The organism is Pseudomonas sp. 43A, from assembly GCF_013363935.1.
GTDB classification, from domain to species: domain Bacteria; phylum Pseudomonadota; class Gammaproteobacteria; order Pseudomonadales; family Pseudomonadaceae; genus Aquipseudomonas; species Aquipseudomonas crudilactis.
The window spans coordinates 5,700,206-5,724,415 of sequence record NZ_CP054880.1; the positions used below are offsets into that span (position 1 = coordinate 5,700,206).

22 protein-coding genes are annotated in these 24,210 nt (G+C 59.3%); 18 read left to right on the forward strand and 4 right to left on the reverse strand.

The window, feature by feature from the left end; genetic code table 11:
* The first annotated feature begins 3 nt into the window (after positions 1–3).
* A complete protein-coding gene (locus tag HUW52_RS25020; RefSeq protein ID WP_016985576.1) occupies positions 4–498 on the forward strand; it encodes an LEA type 2 family protein in 495 nt (164 codons plus the stop codon).
* Complete coding sequence (locus HUW52_RS25025) at positions 495–698, forward strand: SEC-C metal-binding domain-containing protein (protein ID WP_003198420.1); 204 nt, start codon at positions 495–497, stop codon at positions 696–698. The genes HUW52_RS25020 and HUW52_RS25025 overlap by 4 nt, the downstream gene beginning before the upstream one ends.
* Positions 699–969: 271 nt before the next feature.
* Here HUW52_RS25025 and HUW52_RS25030 read toward each other — a convergent pair whose 3' ends face one another.
* Positions 970–1,527 (reverse strand): cysteine hydrolase family protein, encoded by a 558-nt coding sequence (locus tag HUW52_RS25030; protein ID WP_016985575.1) that lies wholly within the window; start codon positions 1,525–1,527, stop codon positions 970–972.
* A gap of 146 nt (positions 1,528–1,673) precedes the next feature.
* Between HUW52_RS25030 and HUW52_RS25035 the strand changes: the two genes are divergently transcribed.
* The 11 genes from HUW52_RS25035 to pdeM all read left to right on the forward strand — a co-directional run bounded on the left by HUW52_RS25035 (position 1,674) and on the right by pdeM (position 16,099).
* On the forward strand, positions 1,674–2,318 hold the full coding sequence (locus tag HUW52_RS25035) for a glutathione binding-like protein (protein WP_016985574.1): 645 nt from the start codon (positions 1,674–1,676) through the stop codon (positions 2,316–2,318).
* Positions 2,319–2,453: 135 nt separating this feature from the next.
* The gene (locus HUW52_RS25040) at positions 2,454–4,904 is read left to right on the forward strand and encodes a penicillin acylase family protein (protein ID WP_175555168.1); all 2,451 of its coding nucleotides are present in this window, start codon (positions 2,454–2,456) and stop codon (positions 4,902–4,904) included.
* Between the two features lie 589 nt (positions 4,905–5,493).
* Entirely contained in the window at positions 5,494–6,528 is a 1,035-nt protein-coding gene (locus HUW52_RS25045) for a ligase-associated DNA damage response exonuclease (RefSeq protein ID WP_016986409.1), read from the forward strand.
* Complete coding sequence (locus HUW52_RS25050; protein ID WP_175555169.1) at positions 6,525–8,213, forward strand: ATP-dependent DNA ligase; 1,689 nt, start codon at positions 6,525–6,527, stop codon at positions 8,211–8,213. The genes HUW52_RS25045 and HUW52_RS25050 overlap by 4 nt, the downstream gene beginning before the upstream one ends.
* Positions 8,214–8,564: 351 nt before the next feature.
* Positions 8,565–9,347: a transporter substrate-binding domain-containing protein gene (locus HUW52_RS25055; RefSeq protein WP_008083900.1), complete on the forward strand. Its 783-nt coding sequence runs from the start codon at positions 8,565–8,567 to the stop codon at positions 9,345–9,347.
* Positions 9,348–9,403: 56 nt separating this feature from the next.
* A complete protein-coding gene (locus tag HUW52_RS25060) occupies positions 9,404–10,132 on the forward strand; it encodes an ABC transporter permease (RefSeq protein WP_175555170.1) in 729 nt (242 codons plus the stop codon).
* Positions 10,129–10,839, forward strand: a complete 711-nt coding sequence (locus tag HUW52_RS25065; RefSeq protein WP_034154960.1) for an ABC transporter permease — start codon at positions 10,129–10,131, stop codon at positions 10,837–10,839. The genes HUW52_RS25060 and HUW52_RS25065 overlap by 4 nt, the downstream gene beginning before the upstream one ends.
* Before the next feature lie 28 nt (positions 10,840–10,867).
* Positions 10,868–11,986: a succinylglutamate desuccinylase/aspartoacylase family protein gene (locus HUW52_RS25070; protein WP_175555171.1), complete on the forward strand. Its 1,119-nt coding sequence runs from the start codon at positions 10,868–10,870 to the stop codon at positions 11,984–11,986.
* A gap of 13 nt (positions 11,987–11,999) precedes the next feature.
* Positions 12,000–12,764 (forward strand): ABC transporter ATP-binding protein, encoded by a 765-nt coding sequence (locus HUW52_RS25075; protein ID WP_123465226.1) that lies wholly within the window; start codon positions 12,000–12,002, stop codon positions 12,762–12,764.
* A gap of 192 nt (positions 12,765–12,956) precedes the next feature.
* Complete coding sequence (locus HUW52_RS25080) at positions 12,957–15,446, forward strand: ligase-associated DNA damage response DEXH box helicase (protein ID WP_175555172.1); 2,490 nt, start codon at positions 12,957–12,959, stop codon at positions 15,444–15,446.
* Complete coding sequence (gene pdeM / locus HUW52_RS25085; protein ID WP_175555173.1) at positions 15,443–16,099, forward strand: ligase-associated DNA damage response endonuclease PdeM; 657 nt, start codon at positions 15,443–15,445, stop codon at positions 16,097–16,099. The genes HUW52_RS25080 and pdeM overlap by 4 nt, the downstream gene beginning before the upstream one ends.
* A gap of 47 nt (positions 16,100–16,146) precedes the next feature.
* Here pdeM and HUW52_RS25090 read toward each other — a convergent pair whose 3' ends face one another.
* Positions 16,147–16,356 (reverse strand): hypothetical protein, encoded by a 210-nt coding sequence (locus HUW52_RS25090; protein ID WP_007918615.1) that lies wholly within the window; start codon positions 16,354–16,356, stop codon positions 16,147–16,149.
* A gap of 107 nt (positions 16,357–16,463) precedes the next feature.
* Entirely contained in the window at positions 16,464–17,030 is a 567-nt protein-coding gene (gene dcd, locus HUW52_RS25095) for a dCTP deaminase (RefSeq protein ID WP_007918616.1), read from the reverse strand.
* Between the two features lie 355 nt (positions 17,031–17,385).
* Between dcd and HUW52_RS25100 the strand changes: the two genes are divergently transcribed.
* Together HUW52_RS25100 and HUW52_RS25105 are read left to right on the forward strand one after the other, a co-directional pair.
* Positions 17,386–17,595, forward strand: coding sequence for a cold-shock protein (locus HUW52_RS25100; protein ID WP_002554837.1), 210 nt, complete (start codon positions 17,386–17,388; stop codon positions 17,593–17,595).
* A gap of 131 nt (positions 17,596–17,726) precedes the next feature.
* Positions 17,727–19,181, forward strand: coding sequence for a toxin-antitoxin system YwqK family antitoxin (locus HUW52_RS25105; RefSeq protein ID WP_175555174.1), 1,455 nt, complete (start codon positions 17,727–17,729; stop codon positions 19,179–19,181).
* A gap of 53 nt (positions 19,182–19,234) precedes the next feature.
* Here HUW52_RS25105 and HUW52_RS25110 read toward each other — a convergent pair whose 3' ends face one another.
* Positions 19,235–20,242 carry a DUF481 domain-containing protein gene (locus HUW52_RS25110; protein ID WP_016985282.1) on the reverse strand — a complete coding sequence of 336 codons (1,008 nt, stop codon included), beginning with the start codon at positions 20,240–20,242 and terminating at the stop codon, positions 19,235–19,237.
* A 164-nt stretch (positions 20,243–20,406) separates the two neighbouring features.
* On the opposite strand from HUW52_RS25110, the gene HUW52_RS25115 reads away from it, so the two are divergent.
* The 3 genes from HUW52_RS25115 to HUW52_RS25125 all read left to right on the forward strand — a co-directional run bounded on the left by HUW52_RS25115 (position 20,407) and on the right by HUW52_RS25125 (position 24,208).
* Entirely contained in the window at positions 20,407–20,760 is a 354-nt protein-coding gene (locus HUW52_RS25115; protein ID WP_016985281.1) for an MGMT family protein, read from the forward strand.
* Positions 20,761–20,803: 43 nt separating this feature from the next.
* Positions 20,804–22,363, forward strand: coding sequence for an AmpG family muropeptide MFS transporter (locus HUW52_RS25120; RefSeq protein WP_175555175.1), 1,560 nt, complete (start codon positions 20,804–20,806; stop codon positions 22,361–22,363).
* A gap of 129 nt (positions 22,364–22,492) precedes the next feature.
* Positions 22,493–24,208, forward strand: a complete 1,716-nt coding sequence (locus HUW52_RS25125) for a proline--tRNA ligase (protein WP_175555176.1) — start codon at positions 22,493–22,495, stop codon at positions 24,206–24,208.
* Positions 24,209–24,210: the final 2 nt, after the last annotated feature.

The window sequence follows — 24,210 nt, forward strand, 5'->3', positions numbered from 1 at the left end:
TCGATGCTCAGTCAATGGCGCACATTCCAGGTTTTCACCCTGATGCTGATCCTGAACCTCGGCGGTTGTGCGTCGTGGTTCAGCGATGACAGCGTCGACCCCGCCGTGCATCTGGTGAAAGTCGAAGTGGTGCGCGCCAAACTGCTCGAACAGAAATTCATTCTGCACTTTCGCATCGACAATCCCAACGACAGTGACCTGACCGTACGCGGCCTCGAATACCGCATTCATCTGGCCGACATGCTGCTGGCCGAAGGCGAGCATGAACACTGGTTCACCGTTGGGCCGAAGCGCAGCGCGTATTTCAAGGTGCCCATCCGTACCAACCTGTGGCCTCGGGTAAAAGACGTAGTGAAAATGCTGAAAAGTCCGAATCAGCAGATTCCCTACCGATTGCAGGGCGAAATGGAAACCGGTTTATTCATCGCCCACTACGTGCACCTTGAGCGCAATGGCGTGATAATCCCCGCCGATTTAATTCCGGAGCAACACCGATGACCCAGCAACCTCATGTCCATGGTCCTGACTGCAACCACGATCACGACCATCATCACGACCATGACCACGGCCATGTTCACGGCCCGAACTGCGGCCACGCCCACCAGGAACCGGTGCGCAACGCCCTGAAAGACGTCGGTCGCAACGATCCTTGCCCATGCGGCAACGGCAAGAAATTCAAGAAGTGCCACGGCGCTTGATGCCCGGGGCGAAGACCCTCTTCGCCTGACCTGCCGCCTTCGCGAGCAAGCTCGCTCCCACAGTCAATCGAGTTCCTTCAGTTGGAATGCAATACCTGTAGGAGTGAGCCTGCTCGCGATGAGGCCGGCACATGCAACATCGTTGTCGCCTGATAAACCGCTATCGCGAGCAGGCTCACTCCTACAGGTGAGCGGGTTTCTTCAGTTGCAATGCAATCCCCTGTGGGAGCGAGCTTGCTCGCGAAGGGGCCGGCACATACGGTGAAGTTTTTCAGCCGGCCTTCAAAATCTGTGCAGAACTGACCACCGTCGCATACTCCCCATCCAGATTCCCCAGCGACATCCCGTGCACCTCTTCAGCCGTACGCAACGTGCCGAAATAATCGGCCTTGTCGAAGGTGAAGCACGCATCCTCAACCACCCATGCATCAAACCCAAGATTGCCCGCCGTGCGCGCCGTCGATTCCACCGAGTTGTTGGTCGCCACACCGACAATGATCAATTGCGAAATGCCCGCCTCGCGCAACCGCGCCTCTAATCCAGTGGCACAAAACGCATCCGGCACCTGTTTCTGAATCAGCCATTCGCCATCCTGCGGCAAAAACCGCTGCTGAAACTCCACCCCTTCCTGCTCCGGCCAAAACACCGAATTTGGTTCACGCGACAGATGTTGCACATGAATCACCGGCCTTGCGCTACGCCGCCACAGCCCCAGCAGATCAAGGATTCGCGCTTCCGCCTGAGGATTATTCCTTCGTCCCAAACGCGGCTGCAGGATGCCTTTTTGCTGGTCGATGATGATCAGTGCAGCGTTGGCCTGAAGCTCCATGGCGATTTTTCTCATGCGGGGTCATTGAATTCTGCGCAGTTCAGCATCACCTCTTCCTAACAGGCAAGCTATCGAACGCACACGGGACGACCTGACGCCGGCGTTTGCTGTCCGCACGCAAGTCCATTTCTGCTTTGGAGTTCTCCATGATCGACCTGTATTACTGGACCACCCCCAACGGCCACAAGATCTCCCTGTTCCTCGAAGAAGCCGGCCTGCCGTACAACGTGCACCCGATCAACATCGGTCAGGGTGAGCAGTTTCAGCCACACTTTCTGAAAATCGCCCCGAACAACCGCATCCCGGCCATCGTCGATCATGATCCGGCCGATGGCGGCGAACCGTTGTCGCTGTTCGAATCCGGGGCGATTCTTTTGTATCTGGCGGAGAAGACCGGGAAGTTTCTGCCCCAAGACCTGCGCGGTCGGCAAACGGCGCTGCAATGGCTGTTCTGGCAAATGGGCGGACTGGGGCCGATGGCCGGGCAGAATCATCACTTCAGCCAGTTCGCCCCGGAGAAAATCCCCTACGCGATCAAGCGCTACATCGACGAGACCGCGCGGTTGTATGGCGTATTGAACAAGCAATTGGCTGATAACGAATTCGTCGCCGGCAGCGAATACAGCATTGCCGACATGGCGATCTATCCGTGGATCGTCTCGCACAAATGGCAAAGCCAGAACCTTGAAGACTTCCCGCATGTGCAGCGCTGGTTCAACCACATCAAGGATCGCCCGGCCACCGTTAAGGCCTACGCGCTGGTGCAGAAAATCAATCCACCGAAGGCTTGACCCGAGCGGATCGCTCCCATGCGAAGCGTGGGAGCGATCAATGGCAAGAAATAACCACTCGCCCCGCTTGCGCGGCCACCTCCTGCTCACTAACGTAGCGCCTTTACTGACGCTACCCCCCGCAGGAGCTTTGCCATGGCCTCGCCAGCCCTCACACATTTTCTTCCCCGGTTCGGCGTTGCCGCAGCAGTGGCCGGTGTTTTGGGCCTGTCCGGTTGCCAGACCTGGAACGCTCAGGACACCCTCCCACCGACCTCCGGCGTGCAGCCGCTCAAGGGCCTGGCGCAGAACGTGTCGGTGCGACGCAATGCCATGGGCATGCCGTTGATCGAGAGCAACACCTTCCACGACGCGCTGTTCAGCCTCGGCTATGTGCACGCCAGCGACCGCATCAACCAGATGGTCACCCTGCGCCTGTTGGCGCAGGGCCGTCTGGCGGAAATGTCCGGCGCCTCGATGCTCGACGCCGACCGCTACATGCGCGCGGTCAATCTGAAGAAAAGCGCCGCCGAGCTCTATAAAGCCTCGTCGCCACGCCTCAAGCGCTTCTTCGAAGTCTACGCGCGGGGCGTCAACGCCTACCTGTTCCGCTACGCCGACAAGTTGCCGGGCGACCTCGCCTCCAGCGGCTACAAGCCTGAGTACTGGAAACCGGAAGACTCGGCGCTGATTTTCGCCCTGCTGAATTTCAGCCAGTCGGCCAACCTGCCGGAAGAGATTTCCTCGCTGGTGCTCGCGCAAACCGTGACCAGCGACAAACTCGCCTGGCTGACCCCGTCCGCGCCTGACGAGAACCTGCCACTGGCCGAGGCTGACAAGCTGCAAGGCCTCAAGCTCAACGGGCAGATCCCGGGGCTGACCGAACTGAGCAGCGCCAGCCAGCAACTGTCGACGCTGAACCTGCTGGGCACCGCGTCTTCGAACAACTGGGCGATCGCCCCGCAACGCAGCCGCAGCGGCAAGAGCCTGCTGGCCAGCGACGCCCATGGGCCGCTGGCCGCGCCGTCGCTGTGGAGCTTTGTGCAGATTCGCGCGCCGAAATATCAGGCGGCGGGCGTGACCGTTGCCGGTTTGCCGCTGGTCCTCGGCGGTTTCAACGGCAAAGTCGCGTGGAGCATGACCAGCGTGCTCGGCGACAACCAGGACCTGTTCCTGGAAAAAATCCGTCGCCAGGGCAGCAGTTTGACCTACGAGGTCAACGGCAAATGGCAGCCGCTGGGCGTGCGCAACGAAACCTACTTCGTCAAAGGCCAGCGGCCGATTCGCGAAGCGGTGTACGAAACACGTCACGGTGCGCTGCTCAACAGCGCTCAGGCAGCGGCGCTGGGCAGCGGTTTCGGTCTGGCCTTGCAAACGCCGAGCTTCACCGACGACAAGTCGCTGGATGCGTTTTTTGATCTGACCCGCGCGCAAACCGTAGAACGAGCGTCGGACGCCAGCCGGGAAATCCGCGCCATCGCCCTGAATCTGGTGTTCGCCGATGCGAGCAATATTGGCTGGCAAGTCACCGGGCGCTTCCCGAATCGCCGCGAAGGCGAAGGTTTGCTGCCATCGCCGGGCTGGGAAGGTCGTTACGACTGGGACGGTTACGCCGACCCGATGCTGCATCCGTACGATCAGGATCCGGCACAAGGCTGGCTCGGCACCGCCAACCAGCGCGTGATTCCACACGGTTACGGCATGCAGTTGTCGAACTCGTGGGCCGCACCGGAACGTGGCGAACGTCTGGCGGAACTGGCCGGCAGCGGCAAGCACGACAGCCGCAGCGTGATCGCCATGCAATACGACCAGACCACCACCTTCGCCGCCAAGCTGAAAAAAGTCTTCGAAGCACCGGGCATGAAGCAACCGCTGAAACAGGCGATCGATGCCCTGCCGGAAGCGGATCGCAGTAAGGCGCGTGAAGCGTTTACACGGTTGATGGCATTCGACGGCAAGCTCAGCCCGACCTCGGCGGATGCGGCGATTTACGAACTGTTCCTGCAAGAAAGCATGAAGCAGATCTTCCTCGACGAACTCGGCCCGGAATCAAGCCCGGCGTGGAAAGCGTTTATTGCCAATGGTGATTTGTCCTACGCGGCGCAGGCCGATCATCTGTTGGGGCGTGAAGACAGTCCGTTCTGGGACGACATCCGCACGCCGCAGAAAGAGGACAAAGCGGTGATTCTTGCGCGCAGCTTCGCTGCAGCGATCAGCGCTGGCGACAGTCAGTTGGGTGGCGATCACAGATCCTGGCAGTGGGGCAAGCTGCACAGTTATGCCTGGAAGAACAGCAATGGCCAGACCGTGCGCGGCCCACTGGCAGCGGGTGGCGATCACACGACGCTGAACACTTCGGCGTTTGCCTGGGGTCAGGATTTCACCACCACCCGGGCGCCGTCGATGCGCTTCATCGTCGACTTCGGTCAGACCGAGCCGCTGATGGGGCAGAACGGAACGGGGCAGTCGGGGAACCCGGTGAGTCCGAATTACCTCAATGGCATCGATGCGTGGTTGAAGGGGCAGTACATCGGCTTGCCGATGCAGCCGCAGAACTTTGATCGGGTGTATGGCAAGACCCGTCTGACTCTTACTCCCGGCAAATAAGGCAAAGGTCAAAAGCCCCTCACCCTAACCCTCTCCCGGAGGGAGAGGGGACTGATTGGGGATGGCTGAAGTTTTTCGCCGACCTGAACGGGCACTGCCGAATCCGGGATTTGTTCGGTTAACTCGTCGGGCAGCTTGGTCAGCCTTGTAAATCGAAAGCCCCTCACCCTAGCCCTCTCCCAAAGGGAGAGGGGACTGATTGGGGGTGGCTGAAGTTTTTCGCCGACCTGAACGGGCACTGCCGAATCCGGGATTTGTTCGGTTAACTCGTCGGGCAGCTTGGTCAGCCTTGTAAATCGAAAGCCCCTCACCCTAGCTTTCTCCCAAAGGGAGAGGGGACTGATTGGGGGTGGCTGAAGTTTTTCGCCGACCTGAACGGGCACTGCCGAATCCGGAGTTAACTCGGTTCGTGCTGTGCCGAATCCATAATCGACTCGGTTTTTCAGGTCGATGTCACTCGCCAGACACCTCGGTCGGCTCCCTCTCCCTCCGGGAGAGGGCTGGGGTGAGGGTCGCTATTCAAAGTCGATAGAACTTCCGGACTCGCGCCAGCCTCATAGCTAACAGGCCCCCCATTCCTGGTAACGACATGGACCTTGTTATCGCGCGCCCCGAAGGTTTGTATTGCCCTGCGGGTGACTTTTATATCGACCCTTGGCGCCCCGTCGAGCGCTCGGTCATTACTCACGCCCACGGCGATCACGCCCGTACCGGCAATCTGCATTACCTGGCCAGCAGCGCCAGCGAAGGGATTCTGCGTGCGCGCCTCGGTCAGGACATCAACCTGCAAACCCTCGCCTACGGCCAGCGCCTGACGCACCACGGTGTCACCTTGAGTTTTCATCCGGCCGGGCATGTCCTCGGCTCGGCACAGGTACGCCTCGAATACGGCGGTGAAGTCTGGGTCGCATCGGGCGATTACAAGATCGAACCGGACGGCACTTGTGCCCCGTTCGAACCGGTGCGCTGCCACACCTTTATCACCGAATCGACCTTCGGCCTGCCGATCTATCGCTGGCAACCACAGACGCAGGTGTTCAGCGAGATCAACCAGTGGTGGGCAGCCAATATCGCGGCCGGCAAGGCCAGCGTGTTGTTCTGCTACTCGTTCGGCAAGGCCCAGAGGATTCTCCATGGCATCGACGCAAGCCTCGGCCCGATCCTCAGCCACGGCGCAGTCGAGCCGCTGAACCGGGTCTATCGCGAGGCTGGCGTGTATCTGCCGCCCACGATCTACGCTGGAGACGTGAAGAAAAGCGATCCGATCATGCGCCAGGCCTTGGTCATCGCCCCACCCTCGGCCGGAGGCAGCACCTGGATGCGTCGTTTTGGCGAGTTCAGCGACGCATTTGCCAGCGGCTGGATGCGTTTGCGTGGCACCCGACGGCGGCGCGGTGTCGACCGCGGTTTCGTGCTCTCCGATCACGCCGACTGGCCCGGCCTGCTCTGGGCGATCGAGCAAACCGGCGCGGAACGGGTGATGGTCACCCACGGTTCGATCGGTGTGCTCGTACGGCATCTGCGCGAACAGGGTCTGGATGCCCAGGGTTTCAATACCGAATACGGCGATGACGAAGAAGAAAACATCGCTGCCGAACCGACCATCGCCGAGCTGCCAGCATGAAAGCATTCGCCGAGTTGTACGCCGAACTCGACGCGACCACGTCAAGCAACGCCAAACTGGCGGCGATGCAGACTTACTTCGCTCAGGCCGAACCGCATGACGCCGCGTGGGCGGTGTACTTCCTCTCCGGTGGCCGCCCCAGGCAACTGGTGCCGGTTCGAATCCTGCGCGAACTCGCCGTTGAGATCTCCGGCCTGGAACCGTGGCTGTTCGAGGAAAGCTATCAAGCGGTCGGCGACCTGGCCGAAACCATTTCGCTGGTGCTCGCGGAAAACCCGTACAGCTCCAACGCTGGCCTCGCCGAATGGATAGAAGAAAAACTGCTGCCGCTGCGCGGTGAAACCCCGGAGGTCTTAAGCCGACAACTGCCGGCCCTGTGGGCGCAACTGGATCGATCAAGCCTGATGCTGTGCATCAAATTGATCACCGGCAGTTTCCGCGTCGGCGTCTCGAAATTGCTGGTCACCCGGGCCTTGGCCTCGATGGCCGGGCTGGACAGCAAACGCGTGGCGCAGCGCTTGGTCGGTTACACCGACCTGTCGAACCGGCCTAGCGCCGCCAGCTACCTGAAACTGATCGCCCCTGAATCCAGCGATGAACATGCCCAGCGCGGTGGCCAGCCCTACCCGTTTTTCCTCGCCCACGCGTTGTCGCAACCGGTTGATGAGTTTGAAACGCTGCTGGGGCCTGCGAGCAACTGGCAGATTGAATGGAAATGGGATGGCATCCGCGCGCAAGTGGTCAAACGTGAAGGCCGCCTGTGGATCTGGTCGCGGGGCGAGGAACTGGTGACCGAGCGTTTTCCCGAACTGGATGTGCTGGTACACGGCTTGCCCGACGGCACCGTGATCGACGGCGAAATCGTCGTCTGGAAAAGCACGCATCCGCGCACTGAAGACGCCTTCGACCCGCAATCGACCGAACCTCCCGCGGTGCAACCCTTCGCCTTGCTGCAGCAACGCATCGGCCGCAAGACTCTCGACAAGAAAATCCTCGAAGACGTGCCAGTGGTGGTGCTCGCCTACGACTTGCTCGAATGGCAAGGCGATGACTGGCGTAACCAGCCGCAAGCCAAGCGCCGCGCGCAACTGGAAGAGGTCATCGCCCGCTGTAACAGCCCGGCGCTGCTGCCCTCACCGGTGCTGACCGGCAGCGACTGGTTCGACCTCGCCCGCCAGCGCGAAGCCTCACGACGCTTGGGCGTTGAAGGCATGATGCTCAAGGCGCGCGATTCGCTGTACGGCGTCGGCCGCACCAAGGACATGGGCGTGTGGTGGAAGTGGAAAGTCGATCCGTTCAGTGTCGATGCCGTGTTGATTTATGCGCAGCGCGGTCATGGTCGCCGGGCCAGTCTGTATAGCGATTACACCTTTGCCGTGTGGGACGGCCCGCCCGATTCGAGTCAGCGCGCGCTGGTGCCGTTCGCCAAGGCGTATTCGGGGCTGACAGATGAAGAGATGCGCCAGGTCGACAGCATTGTGCGCAAGACCACCGTGGAAAAGTTTGGCCCGGTGAGCAGTGTGAAGCCGAGTCTGGTGTTTGAGCTGGGTTTCGAAGGCATCGCCCTGTCGCGGCGGCACAAGAGCGGGATTGCCGTGCGTTTTCCACGGATGTTGCGTTGGCGTCAGGACAAGACCGTGGATGAAGCCGATAGCCTCGCCACACTGCAAGATCTGCTGGCCTGACCCCGTTTCCCGGGACATTGATCGTTCCCACGCTGCGCGTGGGAATGCCTCAACGGACGCTCCGCGTTCGGCCTTGGAGGGGACGCGGAGCGTCCCGGGCTGCATTACCACGCAGAGCGTGGGAACGATCAGCGATCTGCTTGCCTGTCCCCGATAAGCCACAAATCAGTGCACGCTTTCTGCCGCGCCCCTTTTCGTGCACTCATCCATTGATCTTGTAGCTCTCCTCACCTTTTAAAACACTTGTTCGGGACTCTGGTTCGGAAATTGCTACTTTCTATAGGTCGTACGCGTTCCAGTAACAATAATTCTGCGCCACAAGCGCTCATATTGGTTCTTAGGGATTGAATAATGAAAAAAGCATTGCTGACCCTTTCTGCACTGGCGTTGTGCATGGCCGCTGGCTCCGCGCTGGCCAAGGAATACAAAGAGCTGCGCTTTGGCGTTGACCCTTCGTACGCACCGTTTGAGTCGAAAGCGGCCGACGGCAGCCTGGTGGGCTTCGACATCGATCTGGGCAACGCGATCTGCGCCGAACTGAAGGTCAAGTGCAAGTGGGTCGAAAGTGACTTCGACGGCATGATTCCGGGCCTCAAGGCCAACAAATTCGACGGTGTGATCTCGTCGATGACCGTGACCCCGGCCCGCGAGAAAGTCATCGATTTCTCCAGTGAGCTGTTCTCCGGCCCGACCGCTTACGTGTCGAAAAAAGGCTCCGGCATCACCGCCGACGTCGCGTCGCTGAAGGGTAAAACCGTTGGTTACGAGCAGGGCACCATTCAGGAAGCCTACGCCAAAGCCGTGCTGGACAAGGCTGGCGTGAAAACCCAGGCCTATCAGAACCAGGATCAGGTTTACTCCGACCTGACCTCCGGCCGTCTCGACGCCGGCATCCAGGACATGCTGCAAGCCGAACTGGGCTTTTTGAAGTCGCCACAGGGCGCCGACTATGACGTCAGCAAGCCAGTCGACAACGAATTGCTGCCAGCCAAAACCGCTGTCGGTATTAAGAAAGGTAACACTGAGCTGAAAGCGCTTTTAGATAAAGGTATCAAAGCGTTACACGATGACGGCAAATACGCCGAGATTCAAAAGAAACACTTTGGCGATCTGAATCTGTACAGCGGCAAATAATGCCCCGGCGCCCATCCTCGATGGGCGCCTTTTCCATCCGCTCAGGTTGCTGATTTATGTTCGAAACCCTCCTGCAAAATCTGGGGCTCTCCGCCTTCAGCCTCAAAGGCTTCGGTCCTTTGCTGCTGGAAGGCACCTGGATGACCATCAAATTATCGGCGATGTCGCTGCTGGTGGCCGTGTTGCTCGGCCTGCTCGGCGCCAGCGCCAAACTGTCAAAAGTCAAACTGGTGCGCCTGCCTGCCCAGCTCTACACCACGCTGATTCGCGGCGTGCCGGATCTGGTGCTGATGCTGCTGATTTTCTATAGCCTGCAAACCTGGCTGACGACCCTCACCGATTACATGGAATGGGAATACATCGAAATCGACCCGTTCAGCGCCGGGGTGCTGACCCTGGGCTTCATTTATGGTGCGTATTTCACCGAAACCTTCCGTGGTGCGATCCTCGCGGTGCCGCGCGGTCAGGTCGAAGCGGCCACCGCGTATGGTCTCAAACGTGGCCAGCGTTTTCGTTTCGTGGTGTTCCCGCAAATGATGCGCTTCGCCCTGCCGGGCATCGGCAACAACTGGATGGTGATGCTCAAGGCCACCGCGCTGGTGTCGATCATCGGTTTGGCGGATCTGGTCAAAGCCGCGCAGGACGCCGGTAAAAGCACCTATCAACTGTTCTACTTTCTGGTCCTGGCCGCGTTGATCTATCTGCTGATCACCAGTGCCTCGAACTTCATTCTGCGCTGGCTCGAACGCCGCTACGCCGCCGGTTCCCGGGAGGCCGTACGATGATCGAACTTCTGCAGGAATACTGGCGCGCCTTCCTTTATACCGACGGCCAGAACATCACCGGGCTGGCGATGACGATGTGGCTGCTCAGCGCCTCGATCTTCATCGGTTTCCTGGTCTCGATTCCGCTGTCGATCGCCCGCGTTTCGCCGCACTTCTACATTCGCTGGCCCGTGCAGTTCTACACCTACCTGTTCCGTGGCACGCCGCTGTATATCCAGTTGCTGATCTGCTACACCGGGATCTACAGCCTCGCCGCCGTGCGTGCGCAGCCATTGCTCGACAGTTTCTTCCGCGATGCGATGAACTGCACGATCCTCGCCTTCGCCCTCAACACCTGCGCCTACACCACGGAGATTTTCGCCGGGGCGATTCGCAGCATGAACCACGGCGAAGTCGAAGCGGCCAAGGCTTACGGGCTGACCGGCTGGAAGCTGTATGCCTACGTGATCATGCCGTCGGCGCTGCGCCGTTCGTTGCCGTATTACAGCAACGAAGTGATCCTGATGCTGCACTCGACCACCGTGGCCTTCACCGCGACCATTCCCGACATCCTGAAAGTCGCGCGGGACGCCAACTCGGCGACCTTCCTGACCTTTCAGTCGTTCGGCATCGCCGCGCTGATCTACCTGACCATTACCTTTGCGCTGGTCGGCCTGTTCCGCCTTGCCGAACGCCGATGGCTGGCCTTCCTCGGGCCGACTCACTAGGCCCAGCTCAGGAATAAAGAGATAAAAAATGCGCCACCTGATCCATGACTTGCTGGCCCCTCTGCCGGGGACTGCGCGACAGATCCACAGCTTCCACTTCGGCCCGGAGCAGGCCAAGGGCAAGGTTTACATTCAGTCTTCGCTGCATGCCGACGAACTGCCGGGCATGCTCGTTGCCTGGCACCTCAAGCAACGTCTGGCCGAGCTCGAAGCCGCTGGCCGGCTGCGCAGCCAAATCGTGCTGGTGCCAGTGGCCAACCCGGTCGGCCTCGAACAAGTGCTGATGGACGTGCCGCTGGGCCGCTACGAACTGGAGAGTGGGCAGAACTTCAACCGCTGGTTCGTCGATCTCAGCGAAGAAATCGGCAACGCCATCGAAGGCAAGCTGAATGACGATCCGCAGCACAACCTCGAACTTATCCGCACGCATCTGCGCGATGCCCTCGCCCGCCAGACCGCCAGCACGCAACTGCAATCCCAGCGTCTGACCCTGCAACGGCTGGCCTGCGATGCGGACATGGTGCTCGACCTGCACTGCGACTTCGAATCGGTTGTTCACCTCTACACCACGCCCGAAGCGTGGCCGCAGGTTGAACCGCTGGCGCGCTACATCGAAGCGCAGGCAAGCCTGCTGGCCACCGATTCCGGCGGCCAGTCGTTCGATGAATGCTTCACGCTGCTATGGTGGCAATTGAAGGAACGCTTCGGCGAACACTTTGAAATTCCGCTCGGCAGTTTCTCGGTGACCGTCGAATTACGTGGCCAGGGTGACGTCACCCATCCGCTGGCCAGCCGCGACTGCCAGGCGCTGATCGACTACCTGATCCAGTCCGATGCGATCGTCGGCGAAACCAAACCGCAGCCGCCATTGCCGTTCCCGGCCACGCCTCTCGCGGGAGTCGAACCGGTAACCACGCCGGTCGGCGGCTTGCTGGTGTACACCGCCACGGCGGGGCAATACCTCGAAGCCGGGCAGCAGATCGCCGAAATCATCGACCCGATCCACGACCGGATTACCCCCATTCATTGCACCAGCGCCGGCGTGATGTACGCCCGCTCGCTGCGCCGCATGGCCACTGCCGGCATGGTCATCGCCCACGTCGCAGGCGCTGAAGCCTATCGCAGCGGCTACCTACTTTCGCCTTGAGGATGTTCGTCCCATGTACAAACTGACCGTTGAAGGCCTGCACAAAAGCTATGGCGACCATCAGGTGCTCAAAGGCGTGTCGCTCAAGGCCAAGACCGGCGACGTGATCAGCCTGATCGGCGCCAGTGGCTCGGGCAAAAGTACTTTTTTGCGCTGCATCAACTTTCTCGAACAACCCAACGACGGCGCCATGAGCCTCGATGGCCAGGCGATCCGCATGATCACCGACCGCCACGGCATGCACGTCGCTGACGCTGATGAACTGCAACGCCTGCGCACACGTCTGGCGATGGTGTTCCAGCATTTCAACCTGTGGAGCCACATGACCGTGCTGGAAAACATCACCATGGCCCCGCGCCGGGTGTTGGGTTGCAGCAAACAGGAAGCCGATGATCGTGCGCGGCGTTATCTGGACAAGGTTGGTTTGCCGGCGCGGGTGGCGGATCAATATCCGGCGTTTCTCTCCGGCGGGCAGCAACAGCGCGTGGCGATTGCCCGGGCGTTGGCGATGGAGCCGGAGGTGATGTTGTTCGATGAACCGACTTCGGCGCTGGACCCGGAATTGGTCGGCGAAGTGTTGAAGGTGATTCAAGGTTTGGCCGAGGAAGGCCGGACGATGATCATGGTGACTCACGAAATGAGTTTCGCCCGCAAAGTCTCCAGCCAGGTGTTGTTCCTGCATCAAGGCTTGGTGGAAGAAGAAGGTGCGCCCGAAGATGTGCTCGGCAACCCAAAAAGCGAACGCCTGAAGCAATTCCTCAGCGGCAACCTGAAATAACCATTAATGCAAAACCCTGTGGGAGCGAGCTTGCTCGCGAAAGCATTCTGTCAGTCACATTGATTTTGAATGTTCCGCCGCCTTCGCGAGCAAGCTCGCTCCCACAATGGATCTTCATCGTCTACAAAAATCAAACTTGTCCGCTTACCCCGTGGTCACTGGAAGAACACCTCCAGAGCGCGCGCAGCCCGCATGGCGAAATCTTCCGACCTCGCAAAAACCTGGTTCAGCGCCCGCGGCTGGAAGCCGTTCGCCTTTCAGAAGCAGGTGTGGGCGGCGGTCAAGAGCGGCGAATCCGGGCTGCTCCACGCCAGCACCGGCGCCGGTAAAACCTATGCAGTATGGTTCGCAGCACTCAATCGCTTCGCTCGCTCGCAAACTCCCGTCGAAACAGCACGCAAACGCAAACAACCCGCCGAGCCGCTGACGGTCCTGTGGATCACCCCCATGCGCGCCCTCGCCGCCGACACCGCGCGCGCCTTGCAAGCGCCGGTCGATGACCTGCAACTGCCGTGGAGCATCGGTCTACGTACAGGTGACACCAGCAGCAGCGAGCGTGCCCGGCAGAGCCGACGTCTGCCGACCACGCTGATCACCACGCCGGAAAGCCTGACGTTGCTGCTCGCCCGTGCCGATGCCCAAGTGGCGCTGTCGACACTGCGCATGATCGTCGTCGATGAATGGCACGAACTGCTGGGCAACAAACGCGGCGTGCAACTGCAACTGGCCCTCGCCCGCCTGCGGCATTGGCAACCTGAGCTGATCGTCTGGGGCGTGTCCGCCACCCTCGGTAATCAATCCCACGCCGAACAAGTGCTGATCCCACAGGGCGGCGGCATCAGCATTCAGGGACAAAGCGAAAAATCGCTGAAGGTCGACACCCTCCTCCCACCGGCCATCGAGCGTTTCCCCTGGGCCGGGCACATCGGTCTGAAAATGTTGCCGCAGGTCGTTGCTGAACTGGAGGCCTGCGCCAGCACCTTGGTCTTCACCAATACTCGGGCGCAGTCGGAAATCTGGTATCAGGCGCTGCTTGAAGCACGGCCGGACTGGGCCGGATTGATTGCCCTGCATCACAGCTCACTGTCCAGAGATACCCGCGACTGGGTGGAGCAGGCATTGAAGAACGGGCAGTTGAAAGCCGTGGTCTGCACCTCAAGCCTGGACCTGGGGGTGGATTTCCTGCCGGTCGAGCGCGTGCTGCAAATCGGCTCGGCCAAAGGCGTCGCACGTTTGATGCAACGCGCCGGGCGCTCAGGCCACGCGCCGGGACGCACGTCGCGAGTGACATTGGTGCCGACTCACAGCCTTGAATTGATCGAAGCCGCCGCCGCCCGCGATGCCATCGAGCAACGACGCATCGAACCGCGCCTGTCACCGCACAAACCGCTGGATGTGCTGGTGCAACATTTGGTCAGCATGGCGTTGGGTGGAGGATTTTTACCCGATGAGTTGTACGAAGAAGTCCGGGGCGCCTGGGCTTATCGTGACCTGACAGCCGCCGATTGGTCCTGGGCGCTGGCTTTCGTACGCCATGGCGGGATGTCTCTGACAGCCTATCCGGATTATCGCCGGGTCGAACCGGACGAGCACGGCGTCTGGCGCGTACCGGACGCGCGATTGGCTCGGCGCCACCGCATGAGTATCGGCACCATCGTCAGCGATGCGAGCATTCATCTGAAATTCTGGAGCAAGGGCGGCGGAGGCAAACAGTTAGGCAGTGTCGAGGAAGGCTTTATCGCGCGACTTAAACCGGGTGATGGCTTTCTGTTTGCCGGACGTTTGCTGGAGCTGGTGCGGGTGGAAAACATGACCGCTTACGTCAAACGCAGCACCGCTAAAAAAGCCGCCGTACCACGCTGGAATGGTGGGCGGATGCCACTTTCCAACGAATTGGCCGAAGCCGTGGTCAGGCGCTTCAGTGCGGCGGCACAGGGTGAGTTCGTCGGCCCGGAAATGCAGGCGTTGCGACCGTTACTGGAAACCCAGATGCGCTGGTCGGGTTTGCCCACGACAGACAACCTGTTGGCCGAAGTATTGAAGTCCCGCGAGGGCTGGCATCTTTTCCTCTATCCGTTTACCGGGCGCCAGGTGCATTTGGGACTGGCGAGCCTGTTGGCATGGCGCGTCAGTCAACGGCAGCCCGTGACATTTTCCATCGCGGTGAACGATTACGGTCTGGAATTGCTCAGCGCTACGCCGATCGACTGGGCGGAGTACTTGAATGCCGACCTCTTTAATGCCGATGACTTATTGGTGGACGTTCTGGCCAGCCTGAACGCCGGCGAACTGGCCCTGCGGCGCTTTCGCGAGATCGCGCGGATTGCCGGGCTGGTCTTCGCCGGCTATCCAGGTGCGCCGAAAAGCACCCGACAGGTGCAGGCGTCCAGCGGACTGTTTTTTGAAGTGTTCAAACAATACGACGCTGACAACCTGTTGCTGGCCCAGGCCGGGGAAGAAGTCCTGCGGGAAGAACTGGATATTCAACGCTTGGAACAGTCTTTGGAACGGATCAACGGGATGAAACTGGACGTGCATCAGGTTAAACGTCCTACACCGCTAGGGTTTCCGTTGCTGGTGGAGCGCATGCGCGAAAGCATGAGTTCGGAAAAACTCGCTGATCGCATCAGGCGAATGGTCGGTGATCTGGAGAACAGTGCCGACAAGGATAAATCCCTATGAACTCGGGCTACCCGGTGCGTCTGGCCGGCGAAGAACTTTGGCTCTTGCCCGAGAAAGCCATGTATTGGCCCGCGCAACAGGTCCTGTTGATTGCCGATGTGCATTTCGGCAAAGCCGCCGCTTACCGCAGTCTTGGGCAACCCGTCCCACACGGCACCACGGCGAGCAATATCGCGGTGCTTGATCGACTGCTGGCAAGGCTGCCCTGCCGATTATTGATCTTTCTCGGCGATTTCCTCCACGGGCCCGGCTCTCATGCCCCGGGCACGCTGAGCGCGCTGGCGCAATGGCGTGCGCGCCACGCGGAGCTGCCGATGACGCTGATTCGCGGCAACCACGACAAACGCGCTGGTGATCCGCCTGAATCGCTGAATATCCGCGTGGTGCCGGAGCCGCTGCTGCTCGGGCCATTCGCCTTGCAACATGAACCGGACCCACATCCCGAAAGGCATGTGCTGGCCGGTCACGTACACCCGGTCTATCGACTAAACGGCATGGGTCGGCAGAGCTTGCGCCTGGCGTGTTTCCGCCTCGGCGAACGCATCAGTCTGCTGCCGGCATTCGGCGCCTTTACCGGCGGGTACGCGGTGAAACGGGAGGAAAGTTGCAGGATTTTCGTCATCGGCGATAACGAAATATGGCCAGTCAGCTGACGTCTTCCACAGACCTCATCTGACTGGCCATTCATTTTCAATGCAGATCAGGCAACCGGTGCCGGTGGTGGCTCGTCCGGAAGGGTCGGCTCGCCCGGTTCGGTCGGTTGTTCATTGGGAGTATCCGGATCAGGCTGACCGGGAATTCCGCCGGCCATGCTCAGCGGCGGGTGCGCCAACAATGACCAGGCCAATACGCCAATCTGATTGGGCTCGAGCCTTGCCAGTTCGGCAGTGATTTGCGGATCGATCTTCATAGGGCACTCCTCGGCGAAGGCCCGTTTTGCCAAAAGCAAAAACGGGCAGTACACCCCATAGAGTGTCTGCCCGCCAAAGAATTCCCGCGATCTGTCGGATGGACCGATCAGGTGCGCGGCAGGGTCACGCCACGCTGGCCCTGGTACTTGCCGCCGCGATCCTTGTAAGACACTTCACATTCCTCGTCGGATTCGAGGAAGAGCATCTGCGCCACGCCTTCGTTGGCGTAGATTTTCGCCGGCAGGTTGGTGGTGTTGGAGAATTCCAGGGTCACGTGACCTTCCCACTCAGGCTCGAGCGGCGTGACATTGACGATGATGCCGCAACGCGCGTAGGTGCTTTTACCCAGGCAAATGGTCAGCACATTGCGCGGAATGCGGAAATATTCGACGGTACTGGCCAAGGCGAAGGAGTTCGGCGGGATGATGCAGACGTCGCTGTGGACGTCGACGAAGCTGCCCGGGTCGAAATTTTTCGGATCGACGATGGACGAGTTGATGTTGGTGAACACCTTGAAGTGGTTGGTGCAGCGTACATCGTAGCCGTAGCTCGATACCCCGTAGGAGATCACACGGCTGTCGTCGCTGCCGCGCATCTGGCGCTCGACGAACGGTTCGATCATGCCGTGTTCCTGCGCCATGCGGCGAATCCACTTGTCCGATTTGATGCTCATGGCGGGGTGTCCTGAAATAGCGAGGTGGAAAAATTCTGTCCCGCATCTTACCGGGCGCGCCGCCGGGTTCAAAGTGCGGGCTGCAATTCTCGCCGAACACCCATGAAATACGGGCTTTGGCGACGAACCGTCACACCGCCGATCCCGAAAACAGAGAAACCTTCGCAAGAAGCATTGGCACTTCTCGGAAACTGGGTTAAGGTGGCGTCACTGTGTTGCTTGTGTCACTGAGAATCTCTACACGATATGTTGAATTTCGATCCAACCATCTACAAGAATTTTTCCTGCTCTTTGCACTCAGTCTCGGCCAGGGTTCTTCCTGCGTCGCAGTTATCTTTGTTCAAGGAGTTACACCATGTCTAATCGCCAAACCGGTACCGTTAAGTGGTTCAACGATGAAAAAGGCTTCGGCTTCATCACTCCACAATCCGGTGACGATCTGTTCGTTCACTTCAAAGCTATCCAATCCGACGGCTTCAAAAGCCTGAAAGAAGGCCAACAGGTTTCTTTCATCGCTACCCGCGGTCAGAAAGGCATGCAAGCTGAAGAAGTACAAGTTATCTAACTTGTAGCTTCTTTAGAAAAGAGCCCCGCCCTTAAAAGCGGGGCTTTTTTGTGTCCGTTTGTTTTGTCAGGCCTCAACGCTGCCACAGCTCTATATGATTCGCGCCCTGGAAAACACATGGAAGAAGCAGGATGCAATTCATCTCCTGGAACACACTCAACGCGCTGCTTTTCGTATTCGCACCACCGCTAAACGCAGATCCAAAACCCGATCACCCAACGGTGATCCTCGACATGAACACTCGAGCGACTTATCTGGCTAAAGGGCCAGAAGCGAATGGCCACTCATCAATCCAGCTAAAAGCTGCAGCCCTCCTAACACTTTCTACGCCACACGCCTGCGGGAGCAACGAGGTTTACCTTACCCCGGAATCGTCAGGCATCCCGGTCGAGTCATTTCGCCGCGCACTCGACGAAGTCCAGGACTTGATCGACCAAAAAATTCCACTTCTACTCACGCTCTCAGCTTGCGAGCGAAAACGCGCCTTCTTCGAAAAGGTACGGCCATGCACTCCGGAAGAATGCGGCGACCTGACAAACCCATTGGTGGACGGGAAACTTTATCTAGACGAGCACGTCAAGCCGACCGGCAAAGGCCAAGCGTCGTACTACCTACAAATGCCAATGGCCTACGACAAGAAAAACCAGGCATGGCACGCACAAATTTTTTACGTGAACACCCAAACCTTACGCAGCGAGCACTACGTTGATAAGGAAGATTTCGTTTCGGGAAAACCCGTTTACACATACAAAGCTTACTATCGAAACGGCAAACCCCGGAGAAGCTACCAGAATGATGCTAACGGCCTGCGTCAAGGCGAAGCGCTGACATACTCCGATCGAGGCGTCGTCATCACGCGCGAGAACTTTCTGAACAATGATCTAGAGGGTTGGCAATTTACTTACCATGAAAATGGCAAGGTCGCTGAATCCTACAACTGGCACTTGGGCAAGCACGTAGATGGTGAGTACCTCGAATATGACGAAGACGGCGCGATAATCGGACGCAGAAGTTATCGAGATGATGTCCTCGACGGCCCCGTCCTTAGTTACCATCCGAACGGACGGCTGAAGTCCGAAACCGTTTACGTTAACGGCAAAGCTCAAGGGCCGGATAACCAATATTTTGATAATGGAGCCATAGAATTCTCCCGCATCAACGTTGACGGAAGGCCTGATGGCTGGCTAACCACTTACTTCATCGACGGGACAGTCAAAGAAAAAAAGCTTTTCAAGGATGGTGTTGAACGAAGCTATGAGCAATGGAATGAACAAGGCAAGCAAACCTTGCAGTGGCAGTGGGACGAACAACATCGCAAACAGGGCGACTTCAAACAGTGGTACGCAGACGGCCAGTTGAAGGAGCACCGAAAATACAAGGACGACAAGCTTCAAGGGGCATCTACGACATGGCACGAAAATGGTGAGATTGCCTCATCCTCCAGTTATGTCGGCGGCGCTGAGGACGGCCCGGCACGCGTCTTCAGGGAAGACGGCAGCCTGAGCTTCGAATGCCAATACCAAATGGGCGTCCGGCAGGGAAAATGCGTTTCGATTCGCGCCCGCAAAGCCAAATCAGAAAGCTGATAATAAAAAGCCCCGCAATCACGGGGCTTTTTCTACCTTTGCCTCAGCAAATCTTACCAGGCCACGCCAAACCCAGCGGTATAACGGGTCTTGTTCAGATCCGCATCATTGGTGCCACTGATGATGTCGCGCTCAGCCTTGAGGTTGAGCGAGGCCCAATCGGTAACCTTGTAGCGCAAGCCCAATTCAGCATCCAGCGCGTAATCGGCAACACCGGATAGCGGCTTGCCCACCTCACCGTTGGTGAAGAACTCGACTTTCTTGCCGATCAGGTAGCGGTTGTAGTCCCACTTCATCGCGACGGAATAGAAATTGTCCTTGCTGCCATCGCGATACTCGTAATCGGTGCGGTTGAGCAGCGAGCCCAGCGAGAATGCGCCCAACTCATCATCCCAGAACTGGTAGCCGGGACCGGTACCGACCACACGCTGGCGTGCCAGCTCTTCGATGTGATCGCGCTTGTAATTCAGTCGACCCTGCCAGAACCATTGATCGGTGAGAAAGCGGTCGAGTGCATATTCGGCGCGCCAGTTGTTGGTGGTGGTTTCGTCGTCCTGCACTTCGCGGTTGTACTCACCTTCGGCGGTATGCCGCCAGCGACCATGACGCGCCGTGGTCTTGAAGCCAACATCGTAGTCATCGGTGTCCTTCTCGGCGCGCTGGTAGTCCAGCGCCAGGTCGACATTGCCCTTCCACACCAGATCTTCGACCACCGGTTTTGGCTTGAGAATCTGCTGAATGCTCGCCAGCTCGACGGTTTTCGGCGCTTCGCCGTTGGCCAGGGTGACCTTGCCATCTTCGGCAGCCGTCAGCGACTTGGAGACTTCACCGTTATAGGCGTCCTGCTTGACCAGCAAGTGCTGATCGCTATCCAGGGTTTTGACCTCTTTCCAGTCAATGGTGACCGCACCGGCATATTTGGTCTGGATCAACAGCTTGCCGCCATCGAACACGGTGATGGTGCCGCTCAACTTGTCACCGTTCTTCAACCAGACGGTGTCGGCAAGCAGGGGCGTGGACGCGCTGAAAACAGCAAGGCACAGCAAGGATCTGGAAAACATAAGCGAATCTAAGGCTCAAGTTTGCGAAAAAGGTCGGCATTATCCGTAGGAATAAGACCCTGACAAGGACTGACCGGACTATTTCTGATGAGTTCATTTCTCAATTGCGCGATCACCGATTACTCTGAAAGCCATCAAACTGTTCATGCTCAGGAACCGCGTACGTGAAAGACCCGCTCGACAGCGTTGAAAACGATGCGCAAATCCGACGCACGGCGCTCTACTCCACCCTCGCTCAAGTGCCCGAAGGCAAAGTGGTCAGCTATGGTCAGTTAGCCGAGCTGGCCGGGTTGGGGCGCGCCGCCCGCTGGGTCGGCCGCACCTTGAGCCAGTTGCCCGGCGATACAAAGCTGCCCTGGCACCGCGTGCTGGGCGCCGGCGGTCGGATCAGCCTGCCGGTGGGCAGCCCGTCCGGCGATGAACAACGGGCCCGATTGCGTATGGAAGGCATCACCGTCCTGAACAATCGTGTGGATATTCAGCGCCATGGCTGGCGTCCGGTAGAGCACAGCGGTTAGAGTGCGCGCTTTGTTTCCGCAATCTTGAGGCAGACTTCAGCCCATGCCCCGTAAAACCTGGCGCGCCGCGCTAGCCGCTTATGCCAGTCCTTCGACGCTCGTGCTGTTGTTGCTCGGTTTCGCCGCCGGCCTGCCGTACATGCTGGTGTTTTCAACGCTTTCCGTCTGGCTTCGTGAGGCCGGTGTGGCCCGTGAAACCATCGGCTATGCCAGCCTGATCGGTCTGGCCTATGCGTTCAAATGGGTCTGGTCACCTTTGCTCGACCAATGGCGTCTGCCGTTGCTGGGCAAGCTTGGCCGTCGCCGTTCGTGGCTGGTGCTCTCACAAGCCCTGGTGATTCTCGGCCTGATCGGCATGGGTTTCTGCGATCCGCAGAAGCATCTGTCCTGGCTGATCGCCATTGCAGTCGTCGTCGCTTTCGCCTCCGCCACTCAAGATATCGCGGTGGATGCCTATCGCCTGGAAATCGCCGAAGACAACCGCCAGGCCGCCCTCGCCGCCAGTTATATGTCCGGGTATCGCGTGGCGGCACTGCTGGCGACTGCCGGCGCGTTGTTCTTCGCTGAAGGCTTTGGCTCCACGGGCTTCAACTATCAACATTCGGCCTGGGCGGGTACTTACGCACTGTTCGGTGCACTGATGATTCCCGCGCTGCTGACCACGCTGTTCATGCGTGAGCCGCCTGTGCCGCTACGCACGCAGTTGCAGGCCGGGCGCTACACCTTCATGCACCAGTTAATGTCGGTTTTTGTGCTGATCGTTCTGTTGGTCTCCGTGCCGGCGATGTTCACCCAGCTCTACAACACCGATTTCGCCAGTGTGCTGTTCGGCGGCATGAGCCCACTCGATCTGCTGCTTGAAGACCGCGCCTTCCTGCGCGCCATTCTCTACACGCTGCTCACCGGCCTGTGCCTGTCGACCATGGGTCGTCGCGGCCTCGCGCCGGTGCTGACGCCGGTCAACGATTTCATCCTGCGTTATCGCTGGCAGGCGTTTCTGTTACTCGGCCTGATTGCCACCTATCGGATGTCGGACACGGTGATGGGCGTCATGGCCAACGTGTTCTATATCGATCAAGGTTTTACCAAGGATCAGATTGCCAGTGTCAGCAAAATCTTCGGCCTGATCATGACGCTGGTCGGCGCTGGCATGGGCGGCCTGCTGATCGTGCGCTTCGGTATCCTGCCGATTCTGTTCATCGGCGGCGCGGCCTCGGCCGCCACCAACCTGCTGTTCGTCATGCTCGCGGACATGGGCCCGAACCTGCAGATGCTGGTGGTGACCATTTCCCTCGACAACTTCAGCTCGGGCCTGGCGACGTCGGCGTTTGTCGCCTACCTGTCGAGCCTGACCAACCTGAAGTTCTCCGCCACCCAATACGCCTTGCTCAGCTCGATCATGCTGCTGCTGCCGCGCCTGATGGGCGGCTATTCCGGGGTCTTGGTGGAGAAGTTCGGCTATCACAGCTTCTTCCTGATCACCGCCCTGCTCGGCGTGCCGACGCTGATTCTGATTGCGTTGCACTGGTTCCAGGAAAGCCGCCGCGAAGGCCCGACGCCAACGCCCGAGCCTGTGCCGACACCGGTCGCAGAGGAATCGTAAGACGTTTCGCCGACGGCGTGAGGAATCCCGCCGTCGTGCCTCCCCACTGACCTCACGCCTGTACGTCGGCAAAACTCGCCGGTACACTGCGGAGTCATTTCCAGTCATAGCAACCGACAACGGCCAACCATGCGCACCAGTCAATTTTTGCTCGCCACACAGAAAGAAACGCCTTCCGACGCGGTCGTGATCAGCCATCAGCTGATGCTGCGCGCCGGCATGATCCGCAAACTCGCCTCCGGCCTGTACACCTGGCTGCCGATGGGCCTGCGAGTCATGCGCAAGGTTGAAGCCATCGTTCGCGAAGAGATGAACGCTGCCGGCTCTCTCGAAGTGTTGATGCCGAGCACCCAACCGGCCGAGCTGTGGCAGGAATCGGGGCGCTGGGAAGAATACGGCCCTGAGCTGCTGCGCATCAAAGACCGCCACGGTCGCGACTTCTGCGCGGGCCCGACCCACGAAGAAGTGATCACCGATCTGATGCGCAACGAGTTGAGCAGCTACAAGCAGCTGCCGATCAACCTGTACCAGATCCAGACCAAATTCCGTGACGAAATCCGCCCACGCTTCGGTTTGATGCGCGGCCGTGAATTCATCATGAAGGATGCGTACTCGTTCCACGCTGATCAAGCCTCGCTGCAGGTCACCTACGACCGCATGCACCAGGCCTACTGCAACGTGTTCACCCGTCTTGGCCTGAAATTCCGTCCGGTGGAAGCCGACAACGGTTCGATCGGTGGTGCCGGTTCCCACGAATTCCACGTACTGGCCGAGTCCGGCGAAGACGACATCGTTTTCAGCAACGGCTCCGACTACGCCGCGAACATCGAAAAAGCCGAAGCCGTGCCACGCGAAACCTCGCGCCCAGCACCGACCGAAGAGCTGCGCCTGGTCGACACCCCAGATACCAAAACCATCGCGGCCCTGGTGGAAAAATTCAATCTGCCGATTGAAAAGACCATCAAGACCCTGATCGTGCGTGCCGAAGAAGAAGGCAAGCTGATCGCGCTGGTCATCCGTGGCGACCACGAACTCAACGAAATCAAGGCTGCCCAGCAACCTGGCGTGGCCAGCCCGCTGGTCATGGCCACCGACGCCGAACTGCGTGACGCCATTGGCGCCGGCGCCGGTTCGCTCGGCCCGCTGAACCTGCCGCTGCCAATCATCATCGACCGTTCGGTCGAGCTGATGAGCGACTTCGGTATCGGCGCGAACATCGACGACAAGCACTACTTCGGCGTGAACTGGGAGCGTGATCTGCCAGTTCCGACCGTGGCTGACCTGCGTAACGTAGTTGCCGGCGACCCAAGCCCGGACGGCAAAGGCACGCTGGAAATCAAGCGCGGCATCGAAGTCGGGCACATCTTCCAGCTGGGCAACAAGTACAGCAAGGCGATGAAGTGCGAAGTGCTGGGCGAGAACGGCAAGCCAGTGACCCTGGAAATGGGTTGCTACGGCATCGGCGTTTCCCGCGTGGTGGCTGCGGCCATCGAGCAGAACAACGACGAAAACGGCATCATCTGGAGCGACACCCTGGCGCCGTTCCAGATCGCTCTGGTACCGCTGCGTTATGAAACCGAGCAGGTGCGCGAAGCCACCGACAAGCTGTACGCCGAACTGACGGCGGCCGGCTTCGAAGTGCTGCTGGACGATCGCGACAAGAAAACCAGCCCGGGCATCAAGTTCGCGGACATGGAGCTGATCGGCATTCCTCACCGGATCGTGGTCAGCGACCGCGGCCTCGCCGAAGGCAACCTGGAATACAAGAGTCGTACCGAAGGCGAGGCGCAAGCATTGCCGGTGGCTGACGTATTGTCCTTCCTGCAGGCCCGTATCCGCCGCTGAAA